Raw genomic sequence first — 22,937 nt, forward strand, 5'->3', positions numbered from 1 at the left:
GATCAGATGTATGGGGTGGATAAAAGGAATTCTTAAGCGTATTGTTCCTCCGAGTTGGAATATGGTTCGTTGGTACTACGATTCCTTGGATGGTAGGATTTCTGGACTAAACTCGCGGATTGATGAATCTATACAAGCTGCAAATGCGGCTGAACAGGCTTCAGAGACTGCAAGGCAAACTTCTGAGACAGCCGAGAGAGCTGCACTGGAGGCGAAGGAGGTTGCGGATGCTGCAAAACGTACCGCTGATGCAACAGAGCGCACTGTAGATGAACTCAAGAATGCTGTGTGGGAATTGAAAAACTCAGTTGAACAACACCGAAAAGCCATTGTTAGAAATCTCCAAGATATAAGAACGGATAATAAGATATATTACTGGGATAATGCATATGAAAAGGTTGCAATCAGCAATAATTATTGAAATTTGGCTGAAAATTCTGAGCTTGAAAAGAAGTATCTTTCCCTTATTCGTGGGCTTGACGGGGAGAGTATTTCGATTGTAAATAGAATTTTGCTAAGGCAAAGTCAGTATTTGTCCAGTGATTTGGAGCGGATAGATCTGTTTACCATAAATGAACAGGATGAACTGCGAAGAATAGATGACCTTTTTTCTAAGGAGATAGTAAGGATTACTGATGAATTATATGCTTATCGTCAGTATCGACTTCCAATAAATCACTTTGAACCGGTAGTTTTTTATCATAAGTATTGCTTGAACGAACTGGCCGATATAGAAAGGCTGAAAGGGAAGACCATTATTGATGCTGGAGGATTCATTGGTGATACCGCGCTTATTTTCTCAGAACTATCACCAGACCGTATTATCTCTTTTGAACCAATGAAAGAGAATATCGAGCTGTTTCATAAGACCATGCAGCTCAACTATTTGACCAATGTGACTCTGGAACAGAAGGCCTTGGGGGCGGAGCCGGGAGTAGTAACAATGTACTATGCCGGAGAAGGATCTACTAGCTATCCTAGGAATGAGGATAGGCGGTTCTATAGTGAACCATACGAGGTTCCTGTAGTAACATTGGATGAGTATGTTCGTGAAAATGAGCTGAAGGTTGGTCTTGTCAAGATGGATATAGAAGGAAGCGAAAGCGACTGCCTGAAAGGCGCCAAGAGATTGATTGCTGAGCAGAGGCCAATTTTGCTGATCTGTATTTATCACAATAAAAACGATTTCTTTGGAATTAAGACGATGCTTGAGGACTGGGGAATAGATTACAACTTTAAGATCAGGAAACCAACCGTTTCTAACGCAACCTATGAAACCATGCTAATAGCTGAACCAAAATGATATTTCATATATTTTGTGAGGGGGGAAGTGTATGTCAGATAGTTTTGTGTCTAACGGACCGTTAGTATCGGTCATAATACCTGCATATAACATTGAGCAGTATATTGGGGAATGTCTGGATAGTATTTTGGTCCAGACATACAGAAATTTGGAAATAATAGTGGTCAACGATGGTTCTACGGATGGTACAGGAAAGATTATCAAGAAGTACAATTCTGAAGATGAGCGCATTGTGCCTGTTAGTCATGAAAAAAATTTGGGTTTGTTTGCCGCCAGAATAACCGGAGTGGAAAAGGCTTCCGGGAAGTACATAATGTTTGTTGATGGAGATGACACGATATCTGTTGACTGGGTCAGGATGCTTCTCAGATGTGCTGAGACTAATGATCTGGATATGGTTGTCGGTGAGTTTGCTGACGATTTTGAATTAGAGCATGGTAAGCATTCTAAAGAGTATATTAATCTGGATCCTTTCAGAATAAATGACTTTGATCTGAAGGGGGATGAGGTATTTACCGCGTTCCTAGAACAGGGATGTTCATTTGCCGGGTGGCAGGTTGTATGGAATAAGCTATATAGGAGGGAGTTGTGGGAAAAGAATCTTTCAGTTCTGAAGGAGTTTTCAGATGAGCATGATCATATGCTTATGTGGGAAGATTTGGTATTTACTTCGGCGATGTGGAAGAGCGCAAACCATGTTATGAATGTGCATGGGGTGTATTATTTTTACAGGCAGAGGATTACTTCTTCAATAAATCAGGCATGCAACAAAGATAAAGTTGACAGGTATGTGGAAAATGTGGCATCTGCTTTAGCATTTTTAGAGTCTTTGGTTCCTTCTTATGATGAAGAGATGCAAAATATGTATAAAAAATTGAAGGCCACGGCTTCTTCAATAGTCTTTCATTTAATTAATGATGATGTGGAAGACAAAGAGCGAATTGTTCGTGAATATTTGAACTTTCATGATGAGTTTATTCCCCAGGAAAACATTGATTTCATACGTATAACTAGGACGAATATGGAGGATATTTTTGATTGTGAAGAGAAGATCAAAAAGACACTCAGTTCTGATGACATTAAAGCTGTCAGCTTTGACGTCTTTGATACACTTGTAATGCGCCCATTTGTGTATCCTCCGGATTTATTTGTTGTTCTGTCCCAAAAATTTAATCAAGAGAGCTCCTCTCTTACAAATTTCCAATATATGAGGATTGCTGCCGAACAGGATTGCAGACAGAAGTGTGTAGAGGGTGAGGATATAACTCTTTCCGATATATATGAACTTCTTGCAAATCGTTACATCATCAGTGCCACAAGGCTAAATAAGTTGATGGAGTATGAGAAACAGTTGGAGATTGATTGCTCACTGGAGAGGAAGTTTGGTAAGGAATTATACGGACTTGCATTGGATTGCAGTAAGGAAATCATATATACCTCTGACATGTATCTTCCGAAAGAAACAATTAGAAGTATTTTGGAGAAGAATGGTTATGACGGTAATAACAGACTTTATGTCTCATCTGAAATAAAGCTCACAAAACACTCTGGAAATCTGTTTAAGTATATTCTCGCTGAAAGTTCTTTTGGAAAAGATGAAATGGTCCATATTGGAGACAATTACTATGCTGATTTTGAGGTGCCTCAAAGGCTTGGTATAAATGCTTTCCAGGTGCCAAATGCCTTTGAGTGTTTTGCCGGTACAACATTAGGACATGAGGGCGGTCTTTATAAAAATGTATTTGGAAACAATGGTACTTTGATAGAGGATGTGGGAAACCAGTTTGCGTGGTCTCAGTCGCTCCGTAATGCGGTAGGAATCTATATCAATAGGATTTTTGATAATCCTTTTGTTAGGTTTAATAGGAGCTCAGATTTTAATCTTGACCCAAGAGTAATAGGCTATTCAGTTCTCGGTCCCCATATGTTGGCTGTTGCAAAGTGGATTGTGGAATCTGCTTGTGAAGACCGTGTTTCTACGATTCATTTTGTTGCCAGAGATGGCTATTTGATAAAAAGAACTTTTGACACGATAAACCATACAGATATTAGAAGTAATTACATAAGAGTTTCGAGAAAAGCGCTTCTTCTAGCAGATGTAAATGGTCCAGAGGATTTGTATTCTCTTAACAAAAAAGTTAATACTCTGAATATTACACCCAAAGACTTAGTTAAGTTTCTGAATCCGATTGTTAAGGATGGAGTTTCTCGAGATAATATAAGCAATAGATTGATCACAGAATCTATTGCTTATGGCAAACGTCTGGAAAAAGAAGCTAATTTTGCCAGATGCATGAAGATTCTCATTGAAGAGTATCTTGATTTCTCTAAGCTGGAGACTTATAAGGAAAAGCTTCGAGAATATTTCCTGGGATTTGTTAAGCCAGGCGATTACATTTTTGATATAGGATATAACGGCCGAGTGGAATCAGCTCTTACAAAGCTTCTTGGCTTTCCTATTGGCGTGTATTACATTCACGTCAACGATGATACAGCAAATGACAGACACACTATGGCTGGATGTAAGTGCAGACTGTTCTACCCGGTTAAGCCATGCATTACCGGAGTTGTTCGAGAAATGCTCTTTATGGAACGTGGACCTTCAACCATAGGCTTTGAAGAAAAAAATGGCACCATGGAGCCGGTATTTGAGGAATATAATGTTGATTATATGCCTGAAATGATACTTCGTATTATTCAGGACAATGCGCTTTCCTATGTGAAAGAGTATGAAGCTATACATGGGAAGATGGGATTCGGATACAGGTTTAATCCTGTTGCTTTAAGCGCACCAATGGAATATCTTATGGAATTTTCTAAGGAGTTTGATAAGCGTATTTTTAAGCTTCATAGATTTGAGGATGATGCCAATGGTAAGCATGATATGAGCGCATATGACTTCTGGATAGAGGAATGCGGATTCTATAACATTGATGTAGAGAAAAAGAGTTTAAATGATCTTGGGGAAACGCCCGAGCAGGAACTTGCCAGAGTGTATGACAGCTTGACGTATAAGATTGGATCTGTATTCATGTTCATTCCTAAACTGGTAAGGAGAGCTAGAAAGAAAGTGATGAAAAGATAAATAATGGATTCCATAAGGCAAATTATTGAGGGAAAATGAGACAGTGGTACCTGTCACCAATGTGGTACACTTTCCGTCAACTTAGTATGAATAGAAATACTGCTTTAAGTTAATGTGTATCATCTACCAATAGATTATATCATATTGAATAGGCATCTATGTTTTCTTCTTAATGTTATCGCATGACAAACAGACCTGAATCATATCAGGTCTAAGAAAAACTCATATATGATGTATCAATTGACAGGTCTAAGGTTTGGAAAGTGTTTTCTGCAAACCAGTTTTCTGGTCTTTCTTCTAAACTTCCTGCCGGGGATTATCTGTGACCGAACTTTGAATGCATCGGATACTATCTGATCTATGTATTCTGTTTGCAGTATGTTACAAAGGATCTTAGGAAATGCTTTCTTTAGACGGCCTATAATATAGGCTCGGTTAGCTTGATACCTATACTTGCCAGTTGTGGTCATGTGTTCATCTATGTCATCGTCGACTTTGTTTTTTATCAGAGAAGTCAGATTTGACATGAGTAGATTTATATAGAATTCTTAAAACACAGCAGTTTTAGTTTTTCCACTATACTCTTCAAGAAGGAATTTTTCTTTTACTCCATGTATTTGCCTTCAACAGGCCAGCGGAGAAAATATAGTTCGCGAAACATATCCACAGACATAGCTGTGTCAAATATGTTGGTTCCAAGGTACTCGCGAGATCCATCACTTAGAATAACCTCTAAGACTCTTATCTTGATATCTTCAGTACCTGTTTTGGATTTTCCTGGCAATATTGCTACAGTATCACCATGGCAGGAACGCAATAATGAACCGTGTACTCCGGTTGATGATGTTGTGAATAACCATATAGGGACGAGTAGAGTTTCTGGGAAGACTACTTTATTGGCTTGCCCAGAAAGTGACATGGGTAATGGCTATATATCTGCTTTGAATAGGCATTTTGGTATTAGAAAATAGGACTTGGAATGGTGTAACGGAACTCATATTATCATGACTATTAGAGACAAGATATTTGACAAACTACAGGAACTGAATATGACCCAGAAAGCTTTTTCTGAGAAGACCGGGATAGCGGAAAGTACAATAAGCGACTGGAAGAAAAAGAAGACCAATCCTACTGCAGACAAGATAATGGTCATTTGCAAGGTACTTGACGTGGATCCTGAATGGCTTCTATCTGATATTGAACCTCAGGGAGATCGAGGAAATCCAAGGGATTGGTATGCAATAAAGGCTGAGACTGATGGAGGGAAGCTGATAACAGCATTCAATTCAATGGATAAGGCGCAGCAGGCAAGGCTTTTGGGATATGCGGAAGCTTTGAAAAATGCCACGGAATGATTTTTTATACCATTAGAATCCGCATTTTAGGACTAATTATAAGAGGGGATATGTGAGTGGAAAGAAAAGTAGTAAATAAAGTAGCAAATAGAGTGGCAAATAAAGTAGCAAAAAAGAAACAGAAAAGGTAGAATTCAAGAAAACAACCGGTGAGCTCCGGGAAGGAATAACTTCATTGGCTTCTATGCTCAATAAGAATGGCTATGGAGTTCTATATTTTGGAGTTAAGGACAATGGGGATGTAGTTGGCCAGCAAATGGGCGACAGAACACTTAGAGAAATATCCCAAGCGATAGCAAATTTCCTTAAGCCACAAGTTATACCGACCATAGAACATGAACTGATCGATGACAAAAACGTAATAAAAATTGAAGTACGCGGTTCAGAAAAACCATATTCAGCATATGGACGTTACTATATGCGATCGGCTGATGAAGATAGAGAATTGAGCCCAACAGCTCTTAAGGAGTTGATGGATAGACAAACTTCATCGGATATTTTGACATTGATTCCCGCACCGGTTCAGGCGCTTACTTTTAACAAACTTAAAATTGCATATGTAACAGCTGGGCTGACAGTTGATCAGACAACCTTTGAAGATAATGCAGGGTTGAAAAACAGCGATGGAAAATATAATATGATGGCTTTTTTGCTTGCTGATGAAAATGACATTTCGATAAAAGTTGTTACATTTGCAGGAAAAGATAAGACGAATCTTATAAAGAGAAATGAGTATGGGGGAACTTGTCTGGTTACTGCTATTGATAAAGTGTTGGATTATATGGAATCCATCAATGAAACTATGGTTACGATGGGAAACCATAGGCGAACGGAAGAAAAATTATTTGATATGGCAAGTTTTAAAGAAGCTTGGCAAAATGCATGTATTCATACGAAATGGGACAAAGGAAATCCACCAGCAGTTTATATTTTTTCTGACAGAATGGAAATTATCTCTACAGGGGGATTACCGGTAGATTTAAACAAGGAAGAGTTCTATAAAGGAATAAGTAAGCCGGTAAACTTCAAACTTCAAAAGATATTCGGTCAATTGGGATATGTAGAACAAACCGGTCATGGCATTCCTCTTATTATAAGCAATTATGGAAAACAGGCTTTTGACATTATGGAAAATTTTGTTAATGTTACGATTCCGTTTAATTATGAGAAAAAGAATAGGTATGGAGCGGACGCTGATAATGAAGTTAGTATTAATGAGGCTGAGAAGCGTGTTATTGATTATATAAGTCAGAATTCCAGTATCACTATAAGGGAATTAGTTGCAGTAAGTGGATACTCTGATGGATATATTAGAAAAATACTTGCTTCATTGAAAGAAAAAAAGGTTATTGAGCGCCAGGGGGGAAATAAAACTGGGAAATGGGTTGTTATAAGTTAATGAAAAGGCAGACCATTTTGCGTATTCTCAATCTGCTTTAAATATCAACGGGAATAAAGATAAGAATTCGTCTAATTGATGCATTATCTGATAAAATACTTGTATGACTAGGAATTTAAAAGAATGGGTACCAGAGCCTATAGAACAGACGCCGGTTTTTGCAGAGATGCAAACACACGAAGCGTCCAAGGCCTGAAGTTTTTTAAAACGTTGATATTTAGTAAAGATAAGTTATCATGCAGTTTATACTAATTCAATAGAAAAGTTATAAAAAATTTATACTTTTGCAATGATTATTTCACGGAAAATGAAATGCATTGAAATATGTATTCATTAGGATTGATGTATTTGTTGACCCTAGGTGCTATAATAAAGGGCGATGATTGAGTAGTAATAGAGGAGGCATATTATGTCTGATAAAGAGAGAATTCCAGCCATTGAAGGCGGAGATCCTGTAAGAAAAGAGAAGATTGATTACGGAAGACAATGGATAAATGATGATGATGTAAAAGAGGTATCGAAGACTCTTTTATCTGATTTTATAACCTGCGGACCTAAGGTTGAGGAGCTGGAGCATAAGCTGGAGAGCTATACCGGGGCGAAGTTTGCGAGCGTATGTTCCAATGGTACAGCGGCACTTCATTTGGCCTGCGCGGCAGCTGGCGTGGGTCCTGGGGATGAGGTTATCACAACACCCCTAACATTCATGGCATCAGCTAACTGTGCTCTTTACTGCGGAGCAACTCCGGTTTTTGCTGATGTTGATATCAATACCTACAATATCGATCCAAAGTCCATCAGGGAGAAGATTACAGACAAGACCAAGGCTGTTGTGGCAGTGGATTATACCGGACAGTGTTGCGATTTTGATGAGATAAGGAAGATCTGTGACGAGCATAAGCTTGTTCTTATAGAAGACGCTGCCCATTCAATCGGATCAGCCTATAACGGTAAGGTTGTAAGTGGTAAGGTTGGCAGCTACGCGGATCTCACCTGCTTCTCTTTTCACCCGGTTAAGACCATTACCGGCGGTGAAGGCGGTGCGGTTCTTACTAATAATGAAGAATATGCTAGAAAAGTTAAATTATTAAGGTCCCATGGCATTGTGCGTAATCACGGCGAATTCATTGACGAATGCGATGAGAACCTTGAGGGTATCTGGTACTACGAGCAGCAGATGCTTGGCTTTAACTACAGAATGACTGATTTCCAGGCTGCTCTACTTTGCAGCCAGATGAACAGACTGGACTTTTTCGTTTCCAGGAGAAAAGAGATTGTTGCCAGATATAATGAGGCGTTCAAGGATCTGGACGGTCTCATTGTTCAGCAGGAGATTCCTGAATCTGATACCAGCAGGCATCTTTATGTGATAAGGCTTGATCTTAAGAAGCTTAAATGCACCAGGAAGCAGTTCTTTGATGCAATGTCTGCTGAGAACGTTCAGTGCCAGGTTCACTATGTGCCTGTTTACTGGATGCCGGTTTACCACAAGATGCGGCATCAGAAGGGCGAGTGCCCTGTGGCTGAGGAGGTTTATTCTGGAATCATGAGTATTCCGCTGTACCCGAAGCTTACAGATTCTGATGTTGAGGACGTTATCAAGGCTGTAACTAAGCTTGTGAACTATTACCACGTATAAATTTAGAAGGAAAAGAAAAATCGATGAATATAATTTTATTATCAGGCGGATCAGGAAAGCGCCTCTGGCCCTTATCAAACGATATCCGCTCAAAGCAGTTTATTAAGATATTCCCTACCACTAATGAGGCAGGAGAAAAAGAGCATATTTCAATGGTTCAGCGAATCTATGGTCAGATAAAAACTGTGGACCCCGATGCGACCGTGACTATTGCAACCTCCAAGTCCCAGGTTTCAGCTATCCACAATCAGCTTGGGATGGATGTTGGCATTTCAGTTGAGCCCTGCAGAAGGGATACTTTTGCAGCTATCGCTCTGGCAACTGCTTATCTTCACGACGTTCAGGGAGTTGGCGAGAATGAGGCTGTAGTTGTATGTCCTGTTGATCCTTACGTCGATGATAGCTATTTTGAATGTGTCAACGAGCTCTACAAAGCAGCTGAAAACGGTGACAAGAATCTGGTCTTGATGGGAATTGCACCAACCTACCCAAGTGAAAAGTATGGCTATATCAAGCCGGTTAAGGCAGCTGATGGTACTCAGGGCTATGCTTTTACAGAAAAGCCCACTAAGGAAAAGGCTCAGGAGTACATAGATCAGGGCGCTCTTTGGAATGGCGGAGTGTTCGCGTATAAGCTCTCCTACGTACTTGATAAGGCAAAAGAGCTGTTGGGTACAAGTTCCTATGATGACCTGTTTTCAGGCTATAGCTCCCTTAAGAAGATCAGCTTTGACTACGCTGTAGTTGAGCAGGAGACTTCTTTGGACGTGCTGACCTATTCTGGCTCCTGGAAGGATCTTGGAACCTGGAATACACTGACAGAGGCCATGGAAGAGCCTGTGATCGGTGACGGACGTCTTAACGAGAATTGTTCTAACGTACATATTGTAAATGAGCTTGGAATCCCTGTTCTTGCAATGGGACTTAAGGATGTTGTCATTTCTGCGTCTCCTGAGGGAATCCTGGTTTCAGATAAAGAACAGAGCTCCTACATCAAGCCTTTTGTGGACGATATTGACCAGCAGGTTATGTTTGCTGAAAAGAGCTGGGGAAGCTATAGGGTTCTTGATGTCAGCGAAGCTTCCATGACAGTAAAGGTAACCTTAAATCCAAGAAATAAGATGAATTACCACAGCCACCAGCATCGTGATGAGGTATGGACTGTAGTGGATGGCTCCGGTAAGACTATAGTTGATGGCATGGAGCAGCCGGTTAAGCCCGGTGATGTTGTGACCATGTCAGCCGGATGCAAGCACACAGTTATTGCAGGAGATGAGGGACTGGTTCTTATTGAGGTCCAGCTAGGCACCGAGATCACTGTCTCAGATAAACAGAAGTTTGAGATGCCTGTATAAAGGTTGAGGAACGACATTTTATGAAGAGAATTCCATTTAAACTGCTTCCCGCAGCCAAAGATTACCTGTGGGGCGGAAGCAGACTTAATGATGACTTCGGACTTAATGTGGATATCAGCCCTTTTGCGGAGGCCTGGGTATGCAGCACTCACTCTGATGGCGAAAGCCAGGTTCCATCACTTTCCTGCACACTCTCAGAGCTTCTTTCCAAAGAGCCTGAGATTCTGGGAACTCATCCGCTGCAGACCACCCAGGGAAGACCGGAGCTTCCGATACTGATCAAGCTCATAGATGCGAAGAGTGATCTGTCGGTTCAGGTTCACCCGGATGATGAGTATGCGAAGGAGCATGAAAACGGATCCCTTGGCAAAACCGAGATGTGGTATGTGCTTGATGCCAAAAAGGACTCCTCTCTGGTATACGGTTTCAGAAGGGACGTGGATTCTGACGAGGTGAAAAGAGCTATAGGAAACGGCTCCATAGGTCCCTTACTCAATCATGTACCGATTCACAAAAACGACCTGTTTTATATCGAGGCCGGAACGGTCCATGCTATTGGCGCTGGGGCACTGGTGGCCGAGATCCAGGAAAGCAGTAATCTGACCTACAGATTATACGATTACGATAGAACGGATAAGAACGGAAACAAGCGAGAACTTCACATAGATAAGGCATTGGATGTTGCAAACCTAAAGAGCAGCGCGGCTCCGAGGCAGCCTATGAGAACACTTAGATATAGCTCTGGCTGCGCCAGTGAGTTGTTGACCAGGTGCAAGTACTTCCAGGTTGAGAGACTTCTTTTGAACACGGAAGTTTGCAGAGAACTGGTGACGTTTCAGACCGGAGTTAACAGCTTTCATGCACTTTTGTGTGTCGACGGCTGTGGCAGCATAAGCTGGGATGGAGAGGGCTCTAGCAGCTCTTTAAACTTCTTTAAAGGCGATTGTATATTTGTACCTGCAGAAAGTGAAGTACTTAAATTACACGGCAGAGCACAGATTCTTAATGTGAGCTGTTAAGTTTATGGGGGATGGTTATACGGGGGTATGAAACTACAGACAATTCTTTATCCGACTGAAAATATATGTAATGAGGAAGCTCTTTATCTCCACCGAGAAGAGGGCTTTCTTTTGTTTGATGGGTATTTCAATCTCTTTTACCTGGATAAGCACCATAAGTACTGTGATCTGAAGGGCCTTAGTCTTGAGCTGACTGTTCGGGGTATAAGGCGCATCGTGCTTATGCATGACAGGCAGGAGATTGGGGAGAAATCCTTTGAGGATATGCCTATCAGTGGAATGGACAGACTCCGTGGCAAGACCAATGTCCTGGATCAGGATACAAGGGTATCGCTGAAACTTCCCTATGAAGAGTATAAAACCGGTGTGTTCTGGTTTAAGGCTGAGCCTGTGGACATGGACGGTGACTGGGAAATTCAGGGGCACTTTGAGGCAGAGGTTGCAGAGGCGACTGTTCTTTATGGGGCAGAAGCTCATGCAGGAAGTTCAACTGGACTGTTGGATGTCAAGAATGGTGATGAAGTGTCGGGAGACAAGAACGTGATGAGCCGGATGATGCAGGAGGCAGGTGGTGGCCAAAATGCCGCACCTTCCGTTGAACTTGCAATTAACATCTGTACTTTCCGTCGAGAGCCTTACGTTAAGAGAAACATGAAGGCCCTTACTTCGTGGCTCTCGACTACGGATATTGATTCCAGGACTCCGGAAGCAGCTGAGCACATGCACGTGTTTATCGTGGATAACGGACAGACCTTGGAAAAAGACGATGAATTCATGGGGATAATCGGAAAGGAAAGCCGAATCCGTGTCATCCCTAACGCCAACACGGGTGGAACCGGTGGCTTTTCCCGAGGAATGCTTGAGGCAATAGATAAGCGTGAGGAGCTGGGGCTTACCCATCTTCTTATGATGGATGACGACGCAGTTTTTGATCCTGATTTGTTTACAAGGCTCTATGGATTTCTTTCGACGCTTCGCCCTGAATATAAGGGTATAACTGTAGGTGGAGCACTGATGCGTGAAGACCACCGATATATTCAGCATGCTGCAGGAGAGTGGTATGAGGGCTTTAAGGTCCGCAATGACCATCCCCTGGTTGACATGCGCTCCTTTGAGACTTGCACTGAGAGTTGGGTGACGGGAGAGAATGGACATGGTGCGTCTAGCCATACACAGCGAAACGGCATTGATGGTGGGGAGCAGTCTCAAGGTGTTGGGACAAGTGCACATCGCAAGACCGGCGCCTCTCATGACCTCTACGGTGCATGGTGGTGCTGCTGTTATAACATGGATGCAATTACCAAGGAGAACATCCCTCTGCCCATTTTTGTGCATCACGATGACATTCAGTTTGGCCTAAAGCAGCGTGATCGGGGAATCGTGTTCCTTAATGGTGTCTGCGTATGGCATCAGGGATTTGAGCTGGTGTTCCCTGGAGTGAAGCAATACTACAATATGAGGAACACACTGATAACCTCGGCTCAGTTTGAACCTGACTTCTTGCGAAGCCATGTAAAGTGGTGGGCTGTAAAACGCTACATTGGTATGCTTGTGAGCTACCGTTATGGTGACTGCGAGTTTGTATACCGTGGCCTTATGGATTTCCTCAAAGGCAGGCAGTGGCTTATGGATAGCGATCCAGAGCTCATCCACAAGCAGCTCATGGCAGATTATGAAAGGATCTGCCCAAGGCTCTTTTATGAGCAGATAAGAGAATATGTAGATGCTGTTCCGCAGGAGCTTTCGCCGGATCAGCTCCGCAGCTATTACACCTGGGAGCGCTTCAGAGGATCATTATGGAAGAAGATTACCTTCAACGGCTGGTTTCTATCTGGTGATGACGAACTGAAGGTACTGACACCTCTTGATTCGCCCTGGGATACTTACAGGCATAAGAGAGTTCTTTTGTATGATCCTGGCTCTAAGCGCGGAACACTGATGAAGCGCAGCAACAAGGAGTTCTTCAAGGGAATTGGAAGGATGATTCGGATGTGCGTCGCTGTGGACGCGTGGAAAGCAAAGGGCGGACAGTGGTAAAACGTCTGTCGGATAGCATAATCCTTGCTAATCCCGTGATACAGAGAAATTACGTATCATTACCCTATACATCATGAAGAAGTTTCATTGATTGGAGTTTTGTTTTTTATGAAGAAATATCTCAAGGAAAACTGGATATACTATGCCTTGGTTTTGGCTAGCGTCATCTGTTTTTTCTATCCATTTTTTATAAAGGGATTTGTGGAGGGAAGCGAGTTTGGCTTCCACTATACAAGGATCCATACCCTGGTAGACAGCCTGAAACTGGGTATTTTCCCGGCAAAGCTAAGGCCCATGCACATGAAGTTATATGGCTATGGCGTTGGATTCTTTTACCCGGATTTCTTTATCTATCCTCCGGCAGTGCTGGTGGCTCTGGGGCTTGACTATGAGATAGTGCTAAAGACCTATCTCTTTATAGTGATCCTGATTGGAACACTTGCAGCTTTCCATTGCTTTTCACACCTTGCAGGCAACAAAGTCGTTGGGCTTTTTTCAGAAATACTTCTGCTCTGCTCTGTGATAAATGATGTAAATCTTTTTGGAGGATCCGGGATTCCGCATCTTTTTGCGTATCTGGCTATCCCTGTGACTTTATGCGGCCTTCTCATGGCTTTGAAGGATGAAAAGAAGGGCTATACTATCTATGTTATTGGCCTTACGTCGGTAGTTCTTTCTCACCATCTGATTTTCCTGACCATGCTTCTTGTAATGGTGATCGTGGTACTGGTTCACATTGGCGACATTATCAAAAAGCCAGCTGCTTTCGGAAAAATCATGGGAATAAGCCTCGCAGCTCTAGTGTTTACTACTGCATACTGGCTCCCTGCCCTGGAACAGGCGACCCGAATTAAACTCATAGCTCTTTATGACAATGGCTATAACCTTACAGATCACATCCTGACCCTGAAGGAGTTGGTCTTCCAGCACATCGGTCTTCACTATGCTCTGCTTTTTGTAGCAGCATTTTTCCTTTTCCTGTTCCTTGTAATAAAGGGCCGGAAGATGGGAAAAGATATATGGAGCTTCTTCATAGTTAATCCCATTCTGATCTTTTTGATCTGTTCAAAGTGGTTTTGGAGTGGAAGCATAGGACAGACGCTGAATTTCTTCCAGTACACAGAGAGATTTGACTTCACATTTACTGTTACAATCATCATATTCATAAATCTGGTGCTTGGGGAAGCTGTCCGGGAATTCAACATTTCTTTGCCTGGGGAAAAGAGATGGAGCAAGCTCGCTACTGCACTGGTGATGCTTGTGGTGATGTTCGCTGCCAGAAACTATGTAAGGCCTGGATTCTTGGATCCTTCGACCTACCCGATCATCAACCCCACTCCTGCGCTGTACGCTGAGGACTATCAGGTTTCCTTTGCTGAGTGGCTGCCAATAGAGTGTGAGCCCTCAGAGTGCAAGACACCGAATACATCCTATGCAGACGACGGCAGCAGCGCTGAAGGAATTAAATCCGAAGGAGCGGTTTATTACGATGCTTGGGTGCTTCTGGACAAGAAGTATTACGACGTTCCCTATGTTTACTATTACGGCTATCATGCATATTTGCTGGATGACAACGGAAATCCCGTGCAGGAACTAGAGGTTGGAGAGGCCTTTGATGACAACGGATATGTCAGGGTGTTCATGCCTGAAGGTGGAAGTGGAGTTGGCATGATCCGCGTCACCTACCGCAAGACCACCCTTCAGAAGGTATCCTACGCTATCAGTGCTCTGGCTACCCTAGTGATTTTGGGATTGGTCGTTATGAGGCGACACCCACGCATTTCCATTCAAGAGCAATGCTGATGTTATTTGACGCGCGTCAATTCAGCGTAAATCGAGATCAAGGTACACCAGCTCTTTTACCACCGCAGTTTTTCGATGTCTTTTTTGGCGTAAAGATTACCCTTCACATTCTCTTTTATAGGATCAAGCTGTCCCTGGCCAACCAGATATGACAGATTTTGCCTGGAACACCCCAGCATACTGCAACTGGAGGTGGTGTCTACGATGCTTCTTTTGACAAAGGAAAGAAAGTCCCGATAATCTAAGGGTATTGGCTTTCCTTTTTTGCGCAGAAGCTGCGCAGAGACGTCGATAGAATCGTTGAAGGTAAGATAGTATCCCCCCACGCCGATAGCACAGGTCTCAAAAAGAGGACGGTTCTTCAGCACGGATTCAATTTTCTCAATTTCCTTCAGTGTTTCCAACGGAACCTTCCTTACCAAGCCGTCAGCAAAGAAGCATAGAATAGAGTTTTCCTCAAGCACTGTAACATCGTTCAGGTTGTGCTTTTGCCGCTGTAGAACATAGTTGGGTAGCGAGTCCAGCTTGTTTATAAAAAGAGAATCTTGAGAACAGCGCCCCTGCGCCAATTCCAGGAGCTTCATTTCGTCATATTCCTTCAATCTGTGAGTGGAAAGGATACTTCCGATGTTCTGCCTTCCGCTTGGAATGACTCTTTCCCTGACCCAGGTTTTACTCAGATCTCTGGGGATTGTCAGTGCGCCCTCCTTTACCTTCTTAGTAAACAAAAGAGGCGCATTCCACTCGTCAAGCCCTTCCGCCAGTTCAATGATGAAATCTTTTTCTTTTTCGTAATATAGAAGTGTGCCTACATTCAGGCGCTCCTCATCATCAATAATCTCAAAGATTCTCATATATTTGGTACCTTTCGTAGATCATGTCCCATATTCGGTCCATAAAAGTCTTGGATAAGACTTCTTCCAACCCTTCAAACAAGACATCTTTGTGCTTCGGAATTAACATTCCATTAAACAGTTTTTCTTTTGACGGCAAAAGAGATAAATTCTCATAACAGGAGCGTCCGCCGATGAAATTATTACACTGCTTGTCAGCTGTGATATCAAACGTCTTAGCGACTTCATCTGAATGGCAGGAGTACAGGAGTGAGATACCATGGTCGAAGAGAGGGGCAAGACGTAGCGTATGGGCTCGGGAGTTCCTCAAAACCTCGATATTAGCGCCGTGACGATCCCTATTTAGAATGATGTAGTCGATGACAAGCATGTTATTGATATAATTCGCCCACCCCTGTCTGACACAGAAGTCATATGGCGATTCTCCCGGGAAGGTGTTTTCGCGGTAATAATCATCTAAAGCTACCTTTGTTTCTTTGTCGGCTTTGAAATCCAAAGACGAACAGAGGTAAGTACTATACGTTCTGCTGTCAATTTCTATATCTGCATTGATCAGTTCATATTCCAGGTGTTCAACATTAAGTAGCGTAAGAAGACGGTCAACGATTATTTCATTTACGCATTCATGTCCTACCACGCCTTTCGAAGGATCGAAATCCGAGAGCTTGTAATATCTCTTTTCTCCACCGATAAAAGAACTGGCCTTTAAAAAGGTACCCGCTGTTCCGCTTGAACTTCTGACATGGGACCATTGAAGGTATGTAAGATCCTGTTTTTCTTTTATTATTCTTGCCACAATAAGGGTACTCCTGTTGATTTTTTACAGATTAGTCACACTATAATGATATCATTTTTATTTGACGCAAGTCAAATGATGTCCGGTAATTATAACAAAAGAAAAGCTGCTTAGACAAACAAAGTATGTGGTAAAATATACCTGTATATAGAGTACAACTTTGCGCATGCACGTCAACGATTCTTGATAAAGGAGGTTTTCTATGGCAGAGATGAACACAAAGGCAATGTACAAACTATCTTATGGCTTGTTCGTATGTACAACAGTTCGAGGCGACAAGAAGAATGGCTGCATCATCAACACGGCTATTCAGGTCGCATCCGAGCCTAACCGTATATCCATCGCAGTAAACAAGGCTAATTATACCCATGACATGATCAAAGACACAGGCGCCTGCAACATTTCTGTCATCAGCAAGGACGCCTCTTTTGACCTGTTCAAGCACTTCGGCTTCCAGTCCGGAAGAGATGTGGACAAGTTTGGTGCTGATTTTGATGAAAAGAACTATTCCATAGCCGAAAACGGAATCCCTTATATTACAGTAGGCACCAACGCCTATTTCTCTTTGAGGGTTGAGCAGGAAGTGGATCTTGGTTCACACACTCTTTTCATCTGTGAGCCTACCTTTATGACGGTTCTGTCCGACACAGGCTCCTGTACTTATGAATATTACCAGAACGAAATCAAGTCAAAGCCCGAAGCTGTTGGCACAACTCCCAAGGGCGAGACAATCTGGCGCTGCAGGATCTGCGGTTACGAATGGGTTGGCGAGGAGCTTCCAGACGACTTTATCTGCCCAATCTGCAAGCACCCCAAGGCTGATTTTGAGAAGATTGTAAGATAAATTTAGATATACAATACGATTTCCAAACACACCAGCTCCTGACAGTTGGTGTGTTTTTTATGGAATGAATATGACTTTTTGATGAACGCAAATGCGAACGCAAAAAAAACGTTTGCTATTGCGTTCGCTTTGAATTACAAGTGAGTGCTTTCGCAAATTATGGCACCGGAGTAATAATGTTTGGCATTGACGATGATGGAAACGTGGTTGGAGTAAATAATGCTAATGAGGAGTGCTTGAGAATTGAGAATCTGATAAATGATAGTCTTGATCCGGTTCCTAATTATTCTATAACTATAAATGAAAAGACCGGTGTAATCAGTTTAAAAGTAATGGAGGGGCAATGTAAGCCCTACTTTTGCAATTCTGTAGCTTATAGAAGAGCCAATGCTTCAACTGTCCCAGTTGATAGAGCAGAATTATCAAGGCTGATACTAGAAGGGGAAAATCGTACATATGAAGAAATGGCCAGTGCTACAGATGATTTGACTTTCAAGGTACTTGAGAACAAAATGAAGGAACTACTGAATATCAGGGAAATGTCTAAGGATGTTCTAAAAACCTTGGATTTGTTTAGCGATGCTGGTGGATATAACAAAGCTGCAGAGCTACTTGCTGATCATAATAGCTGTTGCGGTATTGATGCGGTAAGATTTGGTCAGAATATCAGCATTATCTTGGATCGCGAGACGTTTGATCACATATCAATCTTGGAACAATATGATCTTATGATAAATATGTTTCGAAAGTATTATCAATATGAGGAAGTCCATGGTAGCGTAAGAGAAAAAAGAGAGTTAATTCCTGAAGAGGCTTTCCGTGAAGCTATTGCCAATGCGTTAGTGCATAGAATGTGGGATGTTAATGCGAATATAACTGTGTCGATGTTTGATAATAGGATAGAAATTACTTCTCCAGGCGGTCTTGTAACTGGCATTTCCATTGAGGAATACTTGGAAGGTGGGTTATTATTACCTCGCAATCCGATTATTTGCTACGTGTTCCTACGACTTAATTTGATAGAAAGATTTGGAACAGGCATTAGAAGAATTGGCGAGGCATACTCTGAAAGTCTATCAAAGCCTGTGTACAACGTTATGGAAAATATGATACGTATTACATTGCCAATAGTTTCTGCGGATAATGAGTTTAGTGAAGATGAAGGCAAGATTATGGATTTACTAAATAAATATGGGAATATTAGTATGTCCAGTTCAAAAATAGCTGAACTAACGAATATGGGAAAAACCAAAGTGGTATCAATTTTGAACAAGTTGGTTGATAACGGATATATATAAAACTGGCAATGGAAGAGGAACTGGATACAGAAAAAGTTCAAAGTTCAAAAACTGAGAAGTAGGAAAAACATTGTAAGTGCTCTTCAGGAGGATTATGGCATGAACATAAGAATGTACAATGTTAATTTTGGAGAAGCAATCATCTATGATGATAACGATAACAAGCTTTTGGTTGACTGCGGAGCAAAGTTCGATGGAAAAGGAGAGTTAGCATACAATGCGATAAAGGGCGACTTTTCATTTGGAAAGGACGAGATACTTATAACCCATTTCGACGAGGATCACTATAATGGGTTAATATCAATGGCTGACGATAGCCAAAAGGTAGGGACCATCTATCTGCCTAAGTATATTGTTGCAGGTGGAACCTGTGATTATACTGATAATTACTTTATAGATCAATTAAGAACCATTATGTATCTACATGTATTGGGGCGGAAAACCAAGCTTAACACTCTTCAAAAGTTATTTGTTTCAATAATTCAATTGACCGCACCATCCTACAGTATTAAAACTGTTGCGTATGGGGATCAGATTAATGTAGGAAAAACAAAATTTGATATTCTCTGGCCAGAAGTGGATTCAAAAAAGAAGTTTGCAGTTATGTCAGAGGAAATACGAAGCATCTGCATAGAGCTGATGGACAATGATAATGACATTGGTTCATTGGATGAAGCTGTTAATAATTATAGTAAGGCTTTTGTGGATTTTTATCTTTTAGTAAATGAACAAGATATTCCTGAAGATTCTTTGCAGCAACGTTATTCTGTAATGCGGAATGATTTTACACTTGCACATAGAAGATTGGAAGATTTTGAAGCTGCGATAGGTATTGTTGTCGACGCAGCTACTTCAAAGATTATAAGCTCAAAAGCCAGCAGCTTAGTCAAGACTCAAAATGATTGCAGTGTTGTATTCAGCAAGGGAAAAGAAATATTGGCTTTAGGTGATGCGTCGAATAAAGTTGTAGGATACTTGAAGAAGAAAGGCAGAATTCAGGATAGCTATGTATTCTTAAAGAGCCCACACCACGGAACAAAGGCATATTATAGCTCCCATCTTCCTGATGCAGACTGTGTTTTTATTTCAAATAGCGGTGATAAAAACAAAAAATGGGCTATAGCCGAAGTGTATCCCAAAAGATATACCGATAAAGTTTACTGTACAAATGACACTCCAGGGCGATGTGAATGGATCTGCAAGGGTAATCCAAATTGCCGGAATTGTAATCTTTCTTTACCGAGTCTGGCAAATCCGGTAAGTGTGATTGTATAGGCGAACAAGATCAGAACGGTGACTAATACAGAAATCCTTGTCTGGTTAATCAATGAAATATTTCTAAAAAGTGGCAGCTGCTTGGTGGTGGCAGGATCCAAGATTCTGGGTGGGCAGAGGTGCATGCCTTGCGCTTGGATTATATGCAGCTAAGATGGCGCATTTGAAGAGTATATTAGCAGGCAAACGGATATTATCATTTATGATCAGATGTACTAGTATGTTATACTGTTTATAGATAGCTTTATTCCAATGCTTTATGAGCCTGTATATGGTGGAATTGATGTAATACAATGCAGTGGATTGGGTGTGTTTGATGAAGTGCCGCCATGAGGGATATACCAAATGATTATAAAGAGATTTAATATAATTGTATGACTCGAAAGGATGTGAATAATATGAAGATTGCTGTAGCAGGAACTGGATATGTAGGACTATCATTAGCTGTGTTGCTTTCACAGCACAATGAGGTGACGGCAGTTGACATTGTGCAGGAGAAAGTTGATAAACTAAATAAATGGTTTTCTCCAATTCAAGATGACTATATTGAAAAGTATTTAGCAGAGCACGAAGACAGGAAGTTAAACCTTAAGGCAACCACGGATGGTGCTTCTGCTTACAGAGATGCTGATTATGTTATTATAGCAGCTCCCACTAATTATGATCCAAAGAGAAATTTTTTCGATTGTTCCGCAGTTGAAACTGTGATAAATCTGGTCTTGAAATCTAGCGATAAAGCCACGATGGTAATTAAGTCTACTATTCCTGTTGGCTATACGAAAATGGTCAGAGAAAAGTTCAAAACGGATAGAATCCTTTTTTCGCCTGAATTCCTCCGGGAGTCCAAGGCCCTTTACGACAATCTTTATCCATCTCGTATCATTGTTGGACACAATGGAGAAGAAGAGAAGGCTAAGGCTTTTGCAGAACTGCTTACAGATGCTGCAGAGAAAAAGAATATCGATGTCTTATTTATGGGGACAACAGAAGCTGAAGCTGTAAAGCTGTTTGCCAATACCTATCTCGCGCTGAGAGTATCATATTTTAATGAACTTGACACATACGCAGAATTGAAGGGATTAGATACCAAATCAATCATTCAGGGAGTATGTCTTGATCCTCGAATAGGGGATCATTACAATAATCCTTCATTTGGGTATGGCGGCTATTGCTTGCCTAAGGACACTAAGCAGTTATTGGCTAATTTTCAAGATGTTCCGGAAGATCTTATAAGGGCAATTGTGGAGAGCAATAGAACGAGGAAAGATCATATTGCTGATCGCGTTTTGGAAAAAGCGGGATACTACACAGCAAGTTCAATGTGGAATGTTGAAAATGAGCGCCCTATAACTGTAGGTGTCTATAGACTTACCATGAAATCCAATAGCGACAACTTTAGACAGAGTTCTATCCAAGGAGTTATGAAAAGGATAAAAGCCAAAGGCGCCACCGTAATTGTGTATGAACCTACTCTTGAAGATGGAACTACGTTCTTTGGTAGTCTTGTAGTCAATGATATTGAAAGGTTTAAAGCTGATTCTGATGCAATAATTGCTAACAGGTATGAACCTGTATTGGATGATGTTAAGGAAAAGGTTTATACGAGGGATTTATTTAGAAGGGATTGATAGAAAAATCGAAAGAAAAATGGTAAAATGTGTTCTGTTTGTGATGGGAATGGTTGCCGTAGCATAAGAATTAAGGATGAAAGACGAATAATTTAATGAAAATACTGATGGTTTCTCATGAGTACCCTCCGATTGGCGGCGGCGGTGCTAACGCTTGCATGCATTTGGCTAAAGAGTATGTGGGTGTGGGACACGATGTGACAATAGTTACTGCTTGGTATGTGGGACTACAGGAACATGAGAGTTATGATAATATAGAAATATATAGGGTGCGTTCCAAAAGAAAGCATGCGGAGCATTGCGGATTTGTTGAAATGCTTGATTATCTTATAAAGGCAATACCTCTTGCTGACAGACTTGAGAGGAAAAAGAGGTTTGATGTTTGTCAGGTCTTTTTTGGTATTCCCAGTGGTCCAATTGGGTATATGTTAAAATTGAAATATAAACTACCCTATGTGATAAGATTTGGTGGCGGAGACATACCAGGATTTCAGGATAGGTTTGCGTTTGTTTATAAAGCAGTTGCTCCAGCTATAAAACTAGTATGGAATGAAGCTGCTGCACTGGTTGCGAACAGTGAAGGGCTTAAGAAACTGGCTGAAGGGTTTTATGATAAGAAAGATATCAGAATTATTCCAAATGGTGCAGACCTTAGGGCTTTTTCTCAGGGGGCGAATGTACATGAGAGACGACGAGATGGCGCTATACGCTTACTTTTTGTATCAAGGCTAATCGAGCGAAAAGGCCTTCAGGATATACTCCCTCAGATGAGTGACGTGGTAAAAGAGTGTTCGGTGAAAGGAATAAGTGTAGGACTTGATATAGTTGGTGATGGACCTTACAGAGGAGAACTGGAAACAATAGTGGAAGAGGGTAAACTCGCTAATATTGTTCAATTCCATGGACAAAAGGTCAAGGAGGAACTACCAGCATTTTATTCTGATGCGGACATTTTTCTTTTTCCGTCAAGAAAAGAAGGGATGCCGAATGTCGTTCTAGAGGCTATGTCCTATGGCCTTCCAATACTTATGACACCTTGTCAGGGCAGCGACGAGCTTATTGATGGGAATGGCTATGTGCTGAATGCGGAGGATTTTGGTAAAAGAATAGTGGAATTATGCTTTGATGAGTCTACGCGAAAGCGTATGGGCGCAAGGAGCGGCGAACTGGTGGAAAAGCGTTTCTCGTGGAAGAATACCGCGAAGGCATATATGGAGATTTTTGGAAAAGCAATAATTTGAGGTTTG

At 41.5% G+C, this 22,937-nt stretch carries 17 protein-coding genes and 1 pseudogene; 16 read left to right on the forward strand and 2 right to left on the reverse strand.

Translation table 11 applies throughout. The features are described from left to right. Positions 1 to 10 precede the first annotated feature (10 nt). From BO18_RS09970 to BO18_RS10020, 11 genes and pseudogenes are all read left to right on the forward strand, one after another. Positions 11 to 421, forward strand: a complete 411-nt coding sequence (locus tag BO18_RS09970; protein WP_034445821.1) for a hypothetical protein — start codon at positions 11 to 13, stop codon at positions 419 to 421. A gap of 3 nt (positions 422 to 424) precedes the next feature. Further along, positions 425 to 1,303: an FkbM family methyltransferase gene (locus tag BO18_RS09975; protein WP_034445830.1), complete on the forward strand. Its 879-nt coding sequence runs from the start codon at positions 425 to 427 to the stop codon at positions 1,301 to 1,303. Positions 1,304 to 1,334: 31 nt separating this feature from the next. After that, entirely contained in the window at positions 1,335 to 4,388 is a 3,054-nt protein-coding gene (locus BO18_RS09980; protein WP_034445833.1) for a glycosyltransferase, read from the forward strand. A 1,004-nt stretch (positions 4,389 to 5,392) separates the two neighbouring features. After that, complete coding sequence (locus BO18_RS09990) at positions 5,393 to 5,743, forward strand: helix-turn-helix domain-containing protein (protein ID WP_034445835.1); 351 nt, start codon at positions 5,393 to 5,395, stop codon at positions 5,741 to 5,743. A 127-nt stretch (positions 5,744 to 5,870) separates the two neighbouring features. Next, a pseudogene (locus tag BO18_RS35985) lies at positions 5,871 to 6,179 on the forward strand (AlbA family DNA-binding domain-containing protein); the annotation flags it as partial. 414 nt (positions 6,180 to 6,593) lie between these two features. Then, on the forward strand, positions 6,594 to 7,142 hold the full coding sequence (locus tag BO18_RS35990; protein ID WP_255350952.1) for an ATP-binding protein: 549 nt from the start codon (positions 6,594 to 6,596) through the stop codon (positions 7,140 to 7,142). A gap of 409 nt (positions 7,143 to 7,551) precedes the next feature. Beyond that, positions 7,552 to 8,781, forward strand: coding sequence for a UDP-4-amino-4,6-dideoxy-N-acetyl-beta-L-altrosamine transaminase (gene pseC / locus BO18_RS10000; protein ID WP_034445839.1), 1,230 nt, complete (start codon positions 7,552 to 7,554; stop codon positions 8,779 to 8,781). 23 nt (positions 8,782 to 8,804) lie between these two features. Beyond that, positions 8,805 to 10,136, forward strand: coding sequence for a sugar phosphate nucleotidyltransferase (locus BO18_RS10005; RefSeq protein WP_034445842.1), 1,332 nt, complete (start codon positions 8,805 to 8,807; stop codon positions 10,134 to 10,136). 20 nt (positions 10,137 to 10,156) lie between these two features. Then, complete coding sequence (locus BO18_RS10010) at positions 10,157 to 11,155, forward strand: type I phosphomannose isomerase catalytic subunit (RefSeq protein ID WP_034445844.1); 999 nt, start codon at positions 10,157 to 10,159, stop codon at positions 11,153 to 11,155. 27 nt (positions 11,156 to 11,182) lie between these two features. Next, positions 11,183 to 13,192: a glycosyltransferase gene (locus tag BO18_RS10015; RefSeq protein ID WP_034445846.1), complete on the forward strand. Its 2,010-nt coding sequence runs from the start codon at positions 11,183 to 11,185 to the stop codon at positions 13,190 to 13,192. 108 nt (positions 13,193 to 13,300) lie between these two features. After that, a complete protein-coding gene (locus BO18_RS10020) occupies positions 13,301 to 14,995 on the forward strand; it encodes a hypothetical protein (protein WP_034445849.1) in 1,695 nt (564 codons plus the stop codon). 56 nt (positions 14,996 to 15,051) lie between these two features. On the opposite strand, the gene BO18_RS10025 is transcribed toward BO18_RS10020, so the two are convergent. Next, positions 15,052 to 15,849, reverse strand: coding sequence for a hypothetical protein (locus BO18_RS10025; protein ID WP_034445851.1), 798 nt, complete (start codon positions 15,847 to 15,849; stop codon positions 15,052 to 15,054). Further along, positions 15,836 to 16,645, reverse strand: a complete 810-nt coding sequence (locus BO18_RS10030; protein ID WP_066738222.1) for a hypothetical protein — start codon at positions 16,643 to 16,645, stop codon at positions 15,836 to 15,838. Before BO18_RS10030 ends, BO18_RS10025 begins: the two co-directional genes overlap by 14 nt. Before the next feature lie 211 nt (positions 16,646 to 16,856). On the opposite strand from BO18_RS10030, the gene BO18_RS10035 reads away from it, so the two are divergent. The 5 genes from BO18_RS10035 (at position 16,857) to BO18_RS10055 (ending at position 22,931) form a co-directional block, all read left to right on the forward strand. Then, positions 16,857 to 17,489, forward strand: a complete 633-nt coding sequence (locus BO18_RS10035) for a flavin reductase (protein WP_034447251.1) — start codon at positions 16,857 to 16,859, stop codon at positions 17,487 to 17,489. A 140-nt stretch (positions 17,490 to 17,629) separates the two neighbouring features. After that, complete coding sequence (locus tag BO18_RS36490) at positions 17,630 to 18,787, forward strand: ATP-binding protein (protein WP_207643569.1); 1,158 nt, start codon at positions 17,630 to 17,632, stop codon at positions 18,785 to 18,787. A gap of 99 nt (positions 18,788 to 18,886) precedes the next feature. Next, positions 18,887 to 20,062 carry a hypothetical protein gene (locus BO18_RS10045; RefSeq protein WP_034445856.1) on the forward strand — a complete coding sequence of 392 codons (1,176 nt, stop codon included), beginning with the start codon at positions 18,887 to 18,889 and terminating at the stop codon, positions 20,060 to 20,062. A gap of 398 nt (positions 20,063 to 20,460) precedes the next feature. Beyond that, positions 20,461 to 21,690, forward strand: a complete 1,230-nt coding sequence (locus BO18_RS10050; protein WP_034447252.1) for a nucleotide sugar dehydrogenase — start codon at positions 20,461 to 20,463, stop codon at positions 21,688 to 21,690. Positions 21,691 to 21,785: 95 nt separating this feature from the next. Further along, positions 21,786 to 22,931, forward strand: coding sequence for a glycosyltransferase family 4 protein (locus tag BO18_RS10055; RefSeq protein WP_034445858.1), 1,146 nt, complete (start codon positions 21,786 to 21,788; stop codon positions 22,929 to 22,931). Positions 22,932 to 22,937: the final 6 nt, after the last annotated feature.

Source organism: Butyrivibrio sp. AE2032 (assembly GCF_000702965.1).

Coding starts and splice junctions, on each gene's coding strand:
- BO18_RS09970 (WP_034445821.1), top strand. CDS start 11: ATGGGGTGGATAAAAGGAATTCTTAAGCGTATTGTTCCTCCGAGTTGG.
- BO18_RS09980 (WP_034445833.1), top strand. CDS start 1,335: ATGTCAGATAGTTTTGTGTCTAACGGACCGTTAGTATCGGTCATAATA.
- BO18_RS09990 (WP_034445835.1), top strand. CDS start 5,393: ATGACTATTAGAGACAAGATATTTGACAAACTACAGGAACTGAATATG.
- BO18_RS35990 (WP_255350952.1), top strand. CDS start 6,594: ATGGCAAGTTTTAAAGAAGCTTGGCAAAATGCATGTATTCATACGAAA.
- pseC (WP_034445839.1), top strand. CDS start 7,552: ATGTCTGATAAAGAGAGAATTCCAGCCATTGAAGGCGGAGATCCTGTA.
- BO18_RS10005 (WP_034445842.1), top strand. CDS start 8,805: ATGAATATAATTTTATTATCAGGCGGATCAGGAAAGCGCCTCTGGCCC.
- BO18_RS10010 (WP_034445844.1), top strand. CDS start 10,157: ATGAAGAGAATTCCATTTAAACTGCTTCCCGCAGCCAAAGATTACCTG.
- BO18_RS10015 (WP_034445846.1), top strand. CDS start 11,183: ATGAAACTACAGACAATTCTTTATCCGACTGAAAATATATGTAATGAG.
- BO18_RS10020 (WP_034445849.1), top strand. CDS start 13,301: ATGAAGAAATATCTCAAGGAAAACTGGATATACTATGCCTTGGTTTTG.
- BO18_RS10025 (WP_034445851.1), bottom strand. CDS start 15,849: ATGAGAATCTTTGAGATTATTGATGATGAGGAGCGCCTGAATGTAGGC.
- BO18_RS10035 (WP_034447251.1), top strand. CDS start 16,857: ATGAACACAAAGGCAATGTACAAACTATCTTATGGCTTGTTCGTATGT.
- BO18_RS10045 (WP_034445856.1), top strand. CDS start 18,887: ATGAACATAAGAATGTACAATGTTAATTTTGGAGAAGCAATCATCTAT.
- BO18_RS10050 (WP_034447252.1), top strand. CDS start 20,461: ATGAAGATTGCTGTAGCAGGAACTGGATATGTAGGACTATCATTAGCT.
- BO18_RS10055 (WP_034445858.1), top strand. CDS start 21,786: ATGAAAATACTGATGGTTTCTCATGAGTACCCTCCGATTGGCGGCGGC.